Genomic DNA, 13,846 nt, shown 5'->3' with positions numbered 1-13,846 from the left:
TGCCGCGAGTGCCATGTTGGTCTCATGAGCCTCCCGTGGGTGTGGGGTGCGACGCGCGAGGACGTCGCACGCGAGTGCGGTGCTGACCGTTGGTCGCCCGCTAGCAGCAGTCGAGCCGTGCGCGCCGTGTCAGTCGCGGCACCGCCCGAGCATGTCTTCGCATGGCTCGGCAACCTGCGGCTGGCGCCCTACAGCTATGACCTGGTGGACAACCTTGGACGCAAGAGCCCGCCCGAGCTGCGATCGGACCTGGGACCAGTCGAACCCGGTGAGCGCGTGATGACGATCTTCACCGCGGTCGAGGTGACCGCCGGTCGAGAACTCGTGCTGGCCATGTCGCCCGGTCTAGGCCGCCGACTGTTTGGCGAGGTCGTCGTGAGTTATCAGGTGATTCCGGACGGTACGGGATGTCGGCTGGTCGCCACGCTGCGTTTCTGGCGGGGCGAAGGTCCGCTGTCGAGGGCACACGCAGCAGCGCTCGCCTGGGGTGACCTGCCGATGATGCGCAAGCAACTTCACACCCTCGCCGCGCTCGCGGAGGCAAGCCACTCGCCTTAGGCGAGACGTTCCGCGTGCTCAGATCGCGCCGAGTGCTTGCCGCATCGGCAGCAATTTCGCCTCAGATTCGGCGAGTTCGGCTTCCGGGTCAGAGCCGGCGACAATGCCGCAGCCGGCGAAAAGGCGTACGCGCGAAGGGTTTTGGGCATCAAGCTCGCCACAGCGCAACGCGATAGCCCACTCGCCGTCGCCAGCGGCGTCCATCCAGCCGACCGGGCCGGCATAGCGACCGCGATCGAGTTCTTCCAACTCCGAGATCACCCGCGCCGCTTCGGCGGTCGGAGTGCCACAGACCGCCGCGGACGGGTGCAAGGAGGCCGCCAGGCGTAAGGCGGAAGATTCGTCGCCGAGGACCCCCGCGACGTCGGTCGCGAGGTGCATCACGTTGGGCAGGTGCAGCACGAACGGCGACTCCGGAACATTCATGGATTGGCAATGGGGAGCGAGGGATTCGGCTACTGACCGCACCGCATATTCGTGCTCTTCTAGGTCCTTGGACGAGCGGGCCAAACTCCCGGCGAGCGCGAGGTCGTGCTCGTCGTCCTGGGTACGGCGAATGGTTCCGGCAAGAACACGGGAGGTCACCAAGCCGCGCTCGCGGCGTACCAGCATCTCTGGGCTCGCGCCGAGCAGGCCATCGACCGCGAAGGTCCAGGTGTTGGCGTAGTCCTGCGCGAGTTTGGCCAACAGCCACCGAGGGTCTAGGGGCTCATCGCAGGTGGCGATGACATCGCGCGCGAGGACCACCTTGTCGATGGCGCCGCCCTGAATTCGGCGCACGGTTTTGGCCACGGCGTCGGCCCATTGCGGTCCCGTCAAAGCACCCGGCCGCAACGCCGGACTGGACGGGGCGATGGGACGTCGCGAGGGCTCGATGACCACGTTCTGCGGCAGGGATGCGCCCGTACGAATCGTGGTGACCCAGCACTTGCCACCCTTGCGGCCGACGACGACGGAGGGCACCACCAGCGTCGAGGCGATGGCCGAGTCCGAGGCGAAGCTAAAAGTGCCGAAGGCCACAGGACCGGTGCCTGGCTCGTGCACGGCGTCGCGGATGACTGACTGCTCGCACACCGCACGCCACCAGGTGTCGGCTTCGGCGAATCGATTCGGTCCGGTGCAGGTGATGGATGCGGCGCGCCCCCACCCGACCAGTCCGTCCCCATCGCGCAACCACGTCATGAGGTCGCGGGGGTCGGCGTCGTCAGGCAGCAGCGCGGCCAGATCCCCGGGGTCGGCGACCAGGGCCGTACGCGCCACGAGGGACGGCGCGCTGCGAGATGTCAGCGCCGGTTCGGTGGTCACGAGGGGTCAGACTATTCGCCGCGGCGGTCAGGCGCTCGTTGGAGGGTGAGCGGACGGGGGTGAGAGGCCTGCGCGAAGATGGACCCATGATGCGCGCCAGCCTCGACAAACGCCCCCAGGACGTCGCCCGCATGTTTGACGACGTCGCGGCGCGCTACGACATCACCAACGACGTGATGTCCCTTGGTCAAGACCGTCGTTGGCGCGGCAAAGTCGTCGAGGCCGTTGCGCCCCAACTGGGCGAACGAATCCTGGACATCGCTGCAGGCACCGGCACGAGCAGCGTTCCTTTCGGTGAGGCGGGGGCGCACGTCGTGGCTGCGGATTTCTCCCTCGGAATGTTGCGCCAGGGCAGGGCTCGTCAGGCCAACCTGCCGTTCGCGGCCGCCGACGCAATGAGCTTGCCGTTCGCGGACGCCTCGTTCGACGCGGTCACGATGTCCTTCGGGTTGCGCAACGTCGCCAGCACCGAGGCGGCGATGCGGGAGTTTGCGCGCGTCACGCGGCCCGGTGGGCGCGTAGTGATCTGCGAGTTCTCCACGCCAACCAACCCTGCCTTCGCCAAGGTCTATACGGAGTACCTCATGGGCATCCTGCCCAAGGTTGCTCGACGGATCGGCTCCAATGCCGAGTCCTACGTCTACCTGGCCGAATCCATTCAGGCGTGGCCGAATCAAGAACAACTCGCCCGACTCATCACCGGCGCCGGCTGGCAGGACACCTCGTGGCGCGACCTGTCGGGCGGAATTGTCGCGCTCCATCGCGCATACCGGCCCTAATCCCCAGCGCCGGTAAGGCCCTCCTTAGTAGGGCTCCGCGCGGCCCCGGCCCTAGACTCCGGGAGTTCGTGAAAGCTGTCACAAGCACGAGGTCTCGCGGTCTCAGTTTGACGTCGGCCTTCATGAGTCCGCCCGCATGACCCGGCAAAAGGTGCGACGGTGAATACGATGGATAAGGCGCTTCACCCAGGCGTTTGGAAGGAGCCAGCTTCGTGAATGGGCTGACCAACTACTCCTACGCTCCGCTGCTCATCTTTGCTGGCATCGGAGCGGGCTTCGCGATCTTCTCGGTCGTCGCAGGCGCGCTCGCCGGGCCCAAGCGCTACAACCGCGCCAAGTTGGACGCCTACGAATGTGGAATCCAACCCAGCCCCCACGCCGATGGCGGCGGCCGGGTGCCGATCAAGTACTACCTGACCGCGATGTTGTTCATCATCTTCGACATCGAGAGCGTCTTCCTCTATCCGTTCGCAGTGGCCTTCGAACAACTCGGGCTTTTCGCCCTGGTCGAGATGGTCCTGTTCATCATCACGGTGTTCGTCGCTTACGCCTATGTGTGGCGTCGCGGCGGCCTGGACTGGGAGTAACACGACATGGGTATTGAGGAAAAACTACCGGCGGGCTTTCTGCTGACGTCGGTCGAACAACTTGCCGGCTACATGCGCAAGAGTTCCGTATGGCCCGCGACCTTTGGCCTGGCCTGTTGCGCCATCGAGATGATGGCCGTCGGCACCCCCGACTACGACCTCGCACGGTTCGGGATGGAGCGCTTCAGCGCAACCCCCCGCCAGGCGGACCTGATGATCGTGGCCGGTCGCGTGAGCCAGAAGATGGCGCCCGTCGTACGCCAGGTGTATGACCAGATGCCCGAGCCCAAGTGGGTCATCTCGATGGGCGTCTGCGCCAGCTCGGGTGGGATGTTCAACAACTACGCGATCGTGCAGGGCGTCGATCACATCGTCCCGGTCGACGTCTACCTGCCTGGGTGTCCGCCGCGGCCACAGATGTTGCTCAACGCGATTCTCACGTTGCACGACCAGATTCAGAACACCCCGCTCGGCGTCAACCGCGTCGAGGCTGCCCGCGCCGCCGAGAAGGCTGCGCTCGAGGCGACACCGACGCACCAGATGAAGGGTTTGCTGGCGTGACGGACGAGACGACCAACGGTGAAGTTGCCCCAGCGCAGGACGGCCCTGAGCCCGTCGTCATCGCGCAAAAGAAGGGCATGTTCGGCTCATCCCTGGGCAATGACACCAGTGGCTACGGCGGCCTTGAGCGGCCGATTATGTTTCCGGCCGACGCGGTTCGGCCTTATGGCGGCTACTTCGACGATGTGGCCGACAACCTGGAGCGCGTGCTCGGCGCCGATGCCTATGGCATCGCCGTGGAGCGAGTCGTCGTCGACCGCGGCGAACTCACCCTGTTCGTCGCGCGCGAACATTTGCCCGCAGTGGTCAAGGTGCTTCGAGATGACCCTTCGTTGCGCTTTGAGATGTGTACCGGCCTCTCCGGCGTTCACTATCTGCACGACGAGGGTCGCGAACTCCACGCGGTCTATCACTTCCTGTCGATCACGCACGCCAGCCGGCGCGTACGCCTCGAGGTGACCTGCCCCGACAGTGACCGGCACATCCCGTCGATTGTGTCCACCTACCCCGGCGCCGACTGGCACGAGCGCGAGACCTGGGACATGTTCGGCATCATCTTTGATGGACACCCCGCTTTGACCCGCATTCTCATGCCGGATGACTGGCCCGGTCACCCTCAGCGCAAGGACTACCCGCTCGGCGGTATCCCGGTGGAGTACAAGGGCGCCACCGTTCCGCCTCCCGACCAGCGGAGGTCGTACTCCTGATGACCAACACGACTGAGACCCCAGACGTCTACGCCCAGACATCCAATGAGGGCGACACCAGCGACGCCAAGGTGTTTAACGCCTTTGGCGGCGACTGGGACGACGTCGCGGAAGAAGCGGCCGCGCTCCACGAAGAGCGCATCGTCGTCAACATGGGTCCGCAGCACCCGTCCACGCACGGCGTGCTTCGCCTCATCCTCGAACTCGATGGCGAGACCGTCACCGAAGCGCGGGCAGGTATCGGTTATCTGCACACCGGTATCGAGAAGAACATGGAGTTCCGCACCTGGACCCAGGGCGTGACCTTCTGTACTCGCATGGACTACGTCATGCCGTTGTTTAACGAGGCGGCCTACTGCCTGTCGGTCGAAAAACTGCTCGGCATCACCGATCAGATTCCCGAGCGCGCCCAGACGATCCGGGTGCTCATGATGGAGCTGAACCGGATCACCTCCCACCTGGTGTGCCTGGCCACTGGCGGTATGGAGCTCGGGGCGACCACGGTCATGACCATTGGCTTCCGCGAACGTGAGCGGATCCTGGCCATCTTCGAGATGGTGACCGGTCTGCGCATGAACAACGCCTACATCCGCCCCGGGGGTGTCGCGCAGGACCTGCCCGCAGGCTGCATCGACAAGGCCAGGGAGACCATCCCTGCCCTCAAGCGCGGTATCGGCGAGCTCGAGAAGTTGCTCCTGGAGAACCCGATCCTCAAGGGACGCACGGTCGACGTGGGGTACCTCGACCTGGCCGGCTGCATGGCGCTTGGTATGACCGGGCCCGTCCTTCGCTCGACGGGTTTGCCCTACGACTTGCGCAAATCTGATCCCTACTGCGGCTATGAGACCTACGACTTCGAGGTCGCGACCTGGGACAGCTGCGACGCCTACGGCAAGTTGCGCGTCCGCATCGAGGAGATGCACCAGTCGCTGCGCATTGTCGAGCAGGCCCTGGACCGCTTGGAAGCCACCAGCGGCCCGGCCGCCGTGGGCCAACCGGTCATGGTCGAAGACAAGAAGATCGCGTGGCCCGCTCAGATGTCCGTCGGCAGCGATGGTCAGGGCAACAGCCTCGATCACATCCGCGAAATCATGGGCGAGTCGATGGAATCCCTGATTCACCACTTCAAGTTGGTCACCGAAGGATTCCGGGTGCCGCCCGGCCAGGCGTACGCGGCCATCGAGTCGCCCAAGGGTGAGATCGGGTGCCACGCCGTGTCCGACGGTGGGACGCGCCCCTTCCGGGTGCACTTCCGCGATCCCAGCTTCAACAACCTGCAGGGCGCTGCCGCCATGAGTGAGGGCGGCTCGGTTGCCGACGTCATCGTGGCCGTCGCGTCCATCGACCCGGTCATGGGAGGAGTGGACCGATGAGCGAGGTCCCGACAAGCTCGACCGGCGGGTTGCCTAACCCGTTGCATCCCCACACCCCGCTGCATTCCAGCGAGGAGCCGTACGACGCTGAGACGCTTGCGGGCTTGACTCGCGACTCGGCGGCGATCATCGCGCGCTACCCGGTCAAGCGCTCGGCGTTGTTGCCGATGCTGCACCTGATTCAGAGTGTCGACGGCTTCGTCACCGGTCGTGGCGTCACTTTTTGCGCCGAGCAACTCGACCTGACCGAGGCCGAGGTCGCTGGCGTCGCGACGTTCTACACCCAGTACAAGCGCCACCCCAACGGCGAATACACCGTCGGCGTCTGCACCAACACCCTCTGCGCCATCATGGGCGGCGACCAGATCTGGGACACCGTCTCCGAGCACCTGGGCATCGGCCACGACGAGACCACTGAGGACGGCAAGGTCACGCTCGAGCGTGTCGAATGCAACGCCGCCTGCGACTTCGCCCCGGTCGTCATGGCCAACTGGGAGTTCTTCGACAACCAGACGCCGGAGTCCACCACGCAACTGGTCGACGACCTGCGTGCGGGCAAAGACGTACGCCCCACCCGCGGAGCCAACACCGTCTGCAGTTTTAAGCAGATGTCGCGCGTGCTGGCCGGCTTCTCCGACGGTCGCGCCGACGAGGGCGTGGGCGCAGGCCCGGCGTCCTTGGAGGGCTTGCGCATCGTCAAGGGCGACTCCGACGCGGACCAGGGCGTACTCGACCCGAACCCGAGCCCGGCTGGCGAGGCGGCGGCACCGCAGCCGGGACTCCATAGTTCCGCAGACTTCGGGAAGGACCCGGCATGACGACCGCCCTGACTCCCATCCTCACGAAGTTCTGGGATCACCCACAGTCCTGGACGATGGCGACCTACGAGGACAACGAGGGCTACCAGGCCCTGCGCACCTCGCTGAAGATGAAGCCCGAAGACCTCGTGCAGATGTCCAAAGACTCCGGCCTGCGTGGCCGTGGCGGGGCGGGCTTCCCGACCGGCATGAAGTGGGGCTTCTTGCCCCCACCGGACGGCGGTCCCCGTTATCTGGTGGTCAACGCCGACGAGTCCGAGCCGGGCACCTGCAAGGACATCCCGCTGATGATGGCGGCGCCGCACTTCCTCATCGAGGGGGTGGCGATCACCTCGTTCGCGATCGGCTGCAACCACGCGTTCATTTACCTTCGTGGCGAGGTCCTGCACGTTTACCGGCGACTGCTACGCGCGGTCGAAGAGGCGTATGCAGCCGGCTACCTCGGCAAGGACATCCTGGGCACCGGCTACGACCTGGACGTCACCGTCCACGCTGGCGCCGGGGCCTACATCTGCGGTGAAGAGACCGCGCTCCTGGACAGCCTCGAGGGACGTCGCGGCCAGCCACGGTTGAAGCCGCCATTCCCAGCCGTTGCAGGTCTCTATGCCCGGCCGACGGTGGTCAACAATGTGGAGTCCATTGCCTCGATCCCGCCGATCGTCAACCACGGCGTGGACTGGTTCTCCGAAATGGGCACCGAGAAGTCCAAGGGCTTTGGCATCTTTAGCCTGTCTGGGCACGTCACCCGCCCGGGCCAATTCGAAGCCCCGCTGGGCATCACGCTGCGTGAACTCATCGACATGGCCGGCGGTATGCGCGGCGGCCGCAAACTGAAGTTCTGGACGCCAGGTGGTTCCTCGACACCGATCTTCACCGATGAGCACCTCGACGTACCGCTGGACTTCGAGTCGGTCGCCGAGGCTGGCTCGATGCTGGGAACCCGTGCGCTGCAGATCTTTGACGAGACCACGTCGGTCGTGCGTGCGGTATCCCGCTGGATCGATTTCTACGCGCACGAGTCCTGCGGCAAGTGCACGCCGTGCCGTGAGGGCACGTTCTGGCTGAAGCAGATCATGACCCGGCTGGAGTACGGCCAGGGCACCCAGGAAGACATCGACAAGTTGGTCGATATCTGCGACAACATCCTCGGCCGCAGTTTCTGCGCGCTGGGCGACGGTGCCACCTCCCCGGTGACCTCGGCCGTCCAGTATTTCCGCGAGGAGTTCGAAGCAGGAATCACTCAGCCGTGGTGGGAGCTCTTCCCGCCGGAGCGCAACACCCTGTTTGCTCAGCCCGAGCAGGAGGAGGCGACCGTATGACGGTCTCGACAAGCTCGACCAGCGAGGCAAGCTCGACCAGCGGGGCGGACGCCCCGGCGAAGGTCGATGAGGTCACGCTGACGGTCGATGGTCGACCGGTGAGCGTTGCCAAGGGAACCCTGGTCATTCGCGCTGCCGAAGACCTGGGCATTCAGATCCCGCGCTTCTGCGACCACCCACTGCTCGAGCCCGTGGGGGCTTGTCGGCAGTGCCTGGTGGAGGTGTCGACCCAGGGCCCGGACGGCTCGAAGCGACCGATGCCGAAGCCCCAGGCCTCCTGCACCCTTGAGGTCAGCGAAGGCATGGAGGTCAAGACCCAGCAGAGTTCGCCGGTGGCCGACAAGGCTCAGCAGGGCGTCATGGAACTCCTGCTCATCAACCACCCGCTCGACTGCCCGGTGTGTGACAAGGGTGGTGAATGCCCGCTTCAGAACCAGGCCATGAGCAATGGTCGGGCCAAGTCACGCTTTGTCGACGTCAAGCGCACCTTCCCCAAGCCGATCAATATCTCCAGCCAAGTCCTGCTGGATCGTGAACGGTGCGTCCTGTGCGCGCGCTGCACGCGATTCTCCGACCAGATCGCGGGTGACCCGTTCATCGCCCTGATCGAACGCGGCGCCCTGCAGCAGGTCGGCATCTACGAAGATCAGCCGTTCGAGTCCTATTTCTCTGGCAACACCGTGCAGATTTGCCCGGTCGGCGCGCTGACCGGCGCGGCCTACCGGTTCCGGTCGCGCCCGTTCGACTTGGTCTCGACCCCGAGCGTCTGTGAGCACTGCGCTGGTGGCTGCTCGTTGCGGGTGGATCATCGCCGGGGCGCCGTGCTGCGTCGGATGGCGCTCAACAACCCCGACGTCAACGAAGAGTGGAACTGCGACAAGGGCCGCTGGGCGTTCACCTACGCCACGGCCAAAGACCGTCTTGCGACGCCGCTCGTGCGCGATGAGCACGGCGACCTGCAAGTCGCCGCATGGCCAGAAGCACTCGAAGCGGCAGCCCGCGGACTCCAACTGGCCCGCGCTGGCGGTGTCGGTGTGCTGACCGGTGGCCGGATCAGTACCGAAGACGCTTACGCGTACGCCAAGTTCAGCCGCCTCGTGCTGGGCACCAACGACATTGACTTCCGGGCCCGCCCGCACTCCGCTGAGGAAGCATCCTTCCTGGCGCACAGCGTGGTCGGGACCAACCCGGCCAACGGTGCGGTGACCTACGCCGATGTCGAGAACGCCAGCTCGGTCCTGTTGGTCGGACTGGAACCCGAAGACGAAGCCGCCATGCTGTTCCTTCGCCTGCGCAAGGCGTGGCGCACGAACAAGACCCAGGTCATGTCGCTGGCGCCCTACGCCACCCGCGGCCTGGAGAAAATGGGCGGAACGCTCATCCCGACCGCGCCAGGCACCGAGGCTGAGGTGTTGGCGGCGATCGGCCAGGGCGGAGCCGACCTACCCGACGAGGTCGCCGAGCAGGTCAAGAAGCTCGATGACGGCACCGTCATGATCGTCGGCGATCGCCTGTCGACCGTGGCCGGTGGACTGTCCGCGCTGATCGACCTGGCGGAAGCCAAGGGGGCGCGCGTGGCGTGGGTGCCACGCCGCGCAGGGGAGCGGGGTGCGCTCGAGGCTGGTGCGCTTCCGAGCCTGCTGCCCGGCGGCCGCGAGGTCACTGACGCCGATGCGCGGGCCCAGGTGGGCACCGTGTGGGGTGCTACCGACCTGCCCGATTCCGTGGGTCGCGACACCACCGCAATCCTTGAGGCTGCCGCGTCCGGTGAACTTGCGGGACTGGTCGTCGGAGGTCTGGATCCCGATGACCTGCCGGACCCGGACCTGGCGCGCGCCGCGCTGGAGCGGGCCTTTGTGGTCTCGTTGGAGATCCGTGAAATTGGCGCCGCTCCGTATGCCGACGTCGTGCTCCCGGTTGCACCACACCAGGAGAAGGCAGGCTCCTTCCTCAACTGGGAAGGTCGCGATCGCCCCTTCGAGCAGTCGCTGGAGTCCAACGCCATGTCCGACTTCCGGGTGCTGGACCTCTTGGCTGCCGAGCTCGGCGAATTCCTGGGGACCCGGACGGTCGACCAGGTACGCGCCGAACTGGCCGAACTCGGATCGACCTCCGCTGCGCGCGCCGAGCGTCCGCGGGTGCGCCGTGGCGGCGTACCCCGTCCGTTGATCGGTGAAGCAGTCCTCGCGACCTGGCCGCAGATGCTCGACCTCGGCACGATGCAGGACAACGAGCCCTTCCTGGCTGGCACGGCACGGCGCCCGGTGGCGCGCATCTCTGCGACCACCGCGCAGAGCGTCGGGGTGACCGATGGCGCACCGTTGTCCGTGGCGACCAAGCGGGGCCAGTTGACGCTGCCCGTGCAGGTCACCGAGATGCCCGACTACGTCGTGTGGGTGCCGTCTAACTCGCCCGGTTCGACAGTCTGCGCCACGCTCGGCGCTGGCGGTGGTTCCGTCGTGAGCCTCGCGCCCGGCACCACGCCGGTCGAGTCCGCAACGCCGGTCGAGTCCGCAACGCCGGTCGAGTCCGCAACGCCGGTCGAGCTTGTCGAGACCAACCAGAAGGGCGGTGCGGTATGACCGTGACAGCGGTAAGCCACGCCGTGTCGATGCTTCCGGCGGCGACCGACAACCCGACCGCAGACTTCAGCGACACCCCGCTATGGCTCTCTGCGGTCAAGGCGCTGCTGCTGTTCGTCTACCTGCTGGTCAGCACCCTGCTGATCATCTGGTTTGAGCGGCGCGTCATTGGTCGGATGCAGCAGCGACCCGGCCCGAACCGCACCGGTCCGTTCGGTCTGCTGCAGACCCTTGCCGACGGCGTCAAGCTGGCCCTCAAGGAAGATGTCGTCCCGAAAAACGCCGACAAGATCATGTACTGGACGGCGCCCGCGCTGGCCGGTGCGATGGCCTTCGTCGCGTTCGCGATCATCCCGCTCTCTGGCGATGTGTGGATGTTTGGTCACTACACACCGTTGCAATTGACTGACACTCCGGTGGCCACCCTGCTGGTGCTCGCGGTCGCCGGTGTCGGCGTCTACGGCATCGTGCTCGCCGGCTGGTCCTCGGGTTCGACCTACCCGCTGTTGGGTGGTCTGCGCTCCAGCGCTCAGGTGATCTCGTACGAAATCGCCATGGGTCTCGCGCTCGTCGCGGTCTTCCTCTACGCCGGCTCGATGTCCACGAGTCAGATTGTCTCGGCTCAAAGTGACCTGTGGTTCATCATCCCGGCGTTCTTCTCCTTCGTGGTCTACCTCGTGACCATGGTGGGTGAAACCAACCGTCTGCCCTTCGACCTTGCTGAGGGCGAAGGCGAGCTGACGGGTGGCTTCCACACCGAGTACTCCTCGCTGAAGTTCGCGATGTTCTTCCTCGGTGAGTACGTCAACATGTTCACCGTTTCAGCGCTCGCCACCACCCTGTTCTTGGGCGGCTGGCAGGCACCTCCGGGGATCGCGGCCATCGGCGATGGCATGTTCAACGGCGGCTGGTGGGGCCTGTTCTGGTTCACCGCCAAACTGTGGAGTTTCCTGTTCTTCTTTGTGTGGCTGCGTGGTTCGTTGCCGCGTGTCCGTTACGACCAGTTCATGAAGCTCGGCTGGAAGGTCATGATCCCGACCACGCTGGTCTGGGTCGTCATGGTCGCCTTCGTCCGCGCATCGCAGTTGGGCTTCCTGGGCGATGGCAAGGTCAGCCTCCTGGGCCGAGAATTCCCCCGAGCCACCTTGTTCGTGGTCGCCTGTATAGGCGTGGTCGTCCTGGCCATCGTCTGGGTCTGGGACAGCCGCGACGCGCGTATCCAAGCTGCGCGCGAGGCCGAAGAACCGGCCGTGGAGATCGACCCCTTCGCCGGCGGGCACCCGGTTCCACCGATGCCCGGACAGCGACTCAAGGAGCCTGCGCCAGCGCTCGCTGCTGCAGCCCCGCAGCCTGCGGGTGCCAGAGCAGGCTCCCACCCGACCGACGCCCATGCCGACTCGGAGGACACCCATGGCTGACCGTAAGAGTGACGAGCCGGGCCTCTTTGCGAAGGTCGCCGGATTCGGCGTCACCTTCGGGACGATGTTCCGCAAGATCGAGACCGAGCAGTATCCCGAGGAGAAGCGGCCCACCCAGTTGCGGTTCCACGGGCGCCACCAGCTCAACAGGCATCCTGATGGGCTGGAGAAGTGCGTGGGGTGCGAGCTCTGCGCTTGGGCCTGCCCAGCCGACGCGATCTTGGTCGAAGGCGCCAACAACGACGATGCCGCCGGTGAGCGGTTCTCGCCGGGGGAGCGCTACGGCCGCGTCTACCAGATCAATTACCTGCGCTGCATTTTTTGTGGCTTGTGCATCGAGGCGTGCCCGACGCGCGCGCTGACCATGACCAACGAGTATGAGTTGGCCGACAACAACCGTGCCGACCTGATCTTCACTAAGGATCAGTTGCTCGCGCCCATCCAGACCGGCATGCTGCCCGCCCCGCACCCGATGGTCGACGGCATGGAAGAGCGCGACTACTACCAGGGCAAGGTCAGTGGATCCACCCCCGAACAGCAGGAGTGGGTCGACGCGCAGGTAAGCACCGCGAGTGACACCAACGCTAGCGCGAGCGACCCCAACGCTGGTCGAGCAGGCGAGCGCGCTAGCGCGAGTGACCCCAACGCCGGTCGAGCAGGCGAGCGCGCTAGCGCGAGCCGTGTCGAGACCGAGGAAACCGCATGATGACGGTAGGCGCCGGCGAAACGGTGCTGTTCTGGTTGGCGGCGCCGTTGGCTGTCGCTGGCGCGCTTGGTCTCCTCTTTGCTCGCAAGGCTGTCCATGCCGCGATGGGTATGGCCCTGACCATGGTGCTGATGGGTGTGTTCTACATCGCCCAGCAGGCTGAATTCCTCGGCATCATCCAGGTATTCGTCTATTCGGGTGCCGTCATGATGTTGTTCCTCTTCGTCATCATGCTGGTCGGTGTCGATGCTTCGGATTCGCTGGTCGAGACGATCAAAGGCCAGCGCATCGCAGGTCTCTTGCTCGCGGGTGCGTTCGCGGCGATGGCGATGTCACTGGTGGCCAAGGCCAACACGCCGCCGCCGGTCGGGCTCGAGCAGGCCAACGCCGATGGCAACGTCAGCGGTGCCGCCAAGCTGATCTTCGGCCCCTACGTGTGGGCATTCGAAGCCACCAGCGCGCTCCTTATTACCGCGGCGCTCGGCGCGATGGTGTTGGCGCACCGCGAACGGTTGACCCCCAAGGCCTCGCAGGCCGACTGGTCCCGCCGCCGTATCCGCCGCAACGAGAACGTTTCGGGTCTGCCCGTTCCCGGTGTGTACGCCCGCCACAACGCGGTTGACACTCCGGCGCTGCTCCCGGACGGAACGCCATCGGAGCTGTCGATCTCTCGGGTGCTGCGGGCCCGCGGTCAGGTGGTCGGCACCTCGGAGTTCACCGACTCCACGAGCGCGCTGGAGCGCGAGACCGGGGACTCGACCGGTACGGCGAGTGACCGTGTCGACACCAGCTCGACCAATGACGGGGAGGACGCCCGATGAGCCTCATGAACTACATCTACCTGTCGGTGATCCTGTTCTCGATCGGTGGCGCAGTCGTCCTGCTCCGCCGCAACGCCATCATCGTGTTCATGGGCGTTGAGTTGATGCTCAACGCGGCCAACCTCGCCTTTGTGACCTTCGCCCGTATGCACGGCGAGCTCGATGGCCAGGTCATTGCACTGTTCGTCATGGTGGTCGCCGCAGCTGAGGTGGTCGTCGGATTGGCGATCATCATGGCCATCTTCCGTGCCCGCCGTTCGGCTTCGGTCGACGACGCCAATCTGCTGAAGCTATAAGGGAGCCGGTGTGAAT

The 13,846-nt window shown here is 65.5% G+C and carries 14 protein-coding genes; 13 read left to right on the top strand and 1 reads right to left on the bottom strand.

Features of this window, described 5'->3' with window-relative positions:
- Positions 1 to 24 precede the first annotated feature (24 nt).
- Complete coding sequence (locus F562_RS0111025) at positions 25 to 558, top strand: SRPBCC family protein (RefSeq protein ID WP_040385317.1); 534 nt, start codon at positions 25 to 27, stop codon at positions 556 to 558.
- An 18-nt stretch (positions 559 to 576) separates the two neighbouring features.
- On the opposite strand, the gene F562_RS0111020 is transcribed toward F562_RS0111025, so the two are convergent.
- Positions 577 to 1,863, bottom strand: a complete 1,287-nt coding sequence (locus tag F562_RS0111020) for an isochorismate synthase (protein WP_018157016.1) — start codon at positions 1,861 to 1,863, stop codon at positions 577 to 579.
- 86 nt (positions 1,864 to 1,949) lie between these two features.
- Here F562_RS0111020 and F562_RS0111015 point away from each other — a divergent pair, with 86 nt between their 5' ends.
- From F562_RS0111015 to nuoK, 12 genes are all read left to right on the top strand, one after another.
- On the top strand, positions 1,950 to 2,642 hold the full coding sequence (locus F562_RS0111015) for a demethylmenaquinone methyltransferase (RefSeq protein WP_018157015.1): 693 nt from the start codon (positions 1,950 to 1,952) through the stop codon (positions 2,640 to 2,642).
- Between the two features lie 212 nt (positions 2,643 to 2,854).
- A complete protein-coding gene (locus tag F562_RS0111010; protein WP_018157014.1) occupies positions 2,855 to 3,229 on the top strand; it encodes an NADH-quinone oxidoreductase subunit A in 375 nt (124 codons plus the stop codon).
- A gap of 6 nt (positions 3,230 to 3,235) precedes the next feature.
- Entirely contained in the window at positions 3,236 to 3,790 is a 555-nt protein-coding gene (locus F562_RS0111005; protein ID WP_018157013.1) for a NuoB/complex I 20 kDa subunit family protein, read from the top strand.
- Entirely contained in the window at positions 3,787 to 4,497 is a 711-nt protein-coding gene (locus F562_RS0111000) for an NADH-quinone oxidoreductase subunit C (protein WP_018157012.1), read from the top strand. Before F562_RS0111005 ends, F562_RS0111000 begins: the two co-directional genes overlap by 4 nt.
- A complete protein-coding gene (locus F562_RS0110995) occupies positions 4,497 to 5,870 on the top strand; it encodes an NADH-quinone oxidoreductase subunit D (RefSeq protein ID WP_018157011.1) in 1,374 nt (457 codons plus the stop codon). Before F562_RS0111000 ends, F562_RS0110995 begins: the two co-directional genes overlap by 1 nt.
- Positions 5,867 to 6,688: an NADH-quinone oxidoreductase subunit NuoE gene (gene nuoE, locus F562_RS18835; protein ID WP_018157010.1), complete on the top strand. Its 822-nt coding sequence runs from the start codon at positions 5,867 to 5,869 to the stop codon at positions 6,686 to 6,688. The genes F562_RS0110995 and nuoE overlap by 4 nt, the downstream gene beginning before the upstream one ends.
- Positions 6,685 to 8,007, top strand: coding sequence for an NADH-quinone oxidoreductase subunit NuoF (gene nuoF, locus F562_RS0110985; protein WP_018157009.1), 1,323 nt, complete (start codon positions 6,685 to 6,687; stop codon positions 8,005 to 8,007). Before nuoE ends, nuoF begins: the two co-directional genes overlap by 4 nt.
- Positions 8,004 to 10,589 (top strand): NADH-quinone oxidoreductase subunit G, encoded by a 2,586-nt coding sequence (locus F562_RS0110980; RefSeq protein WP_018157008.1) that lies wholly within the window; start codon positions 8,004 to 8,006, stop codon positions 10,587 to 10,589. Before nuoF ends, F562_RS0110980 begins: the two co-directional genes overlap by 4 nt.
- Positions 10,586 to 12,007 carry an NADH-quinone oxidoreductase subunit NuoH gene (gene nuoH, locus F562_RS0110975; protein ID WP_018157007.1) on the top strand — a complete coding sequence of 474 codons (1,422 nt, stop codon included), beginning with the start codon at positions 10,586 to 10,588 and terminating at the stop codon, positions 12,005 to 12,007. The genes F562_RS0110980 and nuoH overlap by 4 nt, the downstream gene beginning before the upstream one ends.
- Entirely contained in the window at positions 12,000 to 12,713 is a 714-nt protein-coding gene (gene nuoI / locus F562_RS18830; RefSeq protein WP_018157006.1) for an NADH-quinone oxidoreductase subunit NuoI, read from the top strand. Before nuoH ends, nuoI begins: the two co-directional genes overlap by 8 nt.
- Positions 12,710 to 13,534 carry an NADH-quinone oxidoreductase subunit J gene (locus tag F562_RS0110965; protein ID WP_018157005.1) on the top strand — a complete coding sequence of 275 codons (825 nt, stop codon included), beginning with the start codon at positions 12,710 to 12,712 and terminating at the stop codon, positions 13,532 to 13,534. Before nuoI ends, F562_RS0110965 begins: the two co-directional genes overlap by 4 nt.
- On the top strand, positions 13,531 to 13,830 hold the full coding sequence (gene nuoK / locus F562_RS0110960; protein ID WP_018157004.1) for an NADH-quinone oxidoreductase subunit NuoK: 300 nt from the start codon (positions 13,531 to 13,533) through the stop codon (positions 13,828 to 13,830). Before F562_RS0110965 ends, nuoK begins: the two co-directional genes overlap by 4 nt.
- The last annotated feature ends 16 nt before the right edge of the window (positions 13,831 to 13,846 follow it).

The sequence above is a fragment of the Demetria terragena DSM 11295 genome (assembly GCF_000376825.1).
GTDB lineage: Bacteria > Actinomycetota > Actinomycetes > Actinomycetales > Dermatophilaceae > Demetria > Demetria terragena.
This window is presented reverse-complemented; position numbering and strand designations above follow the sequence as displayed.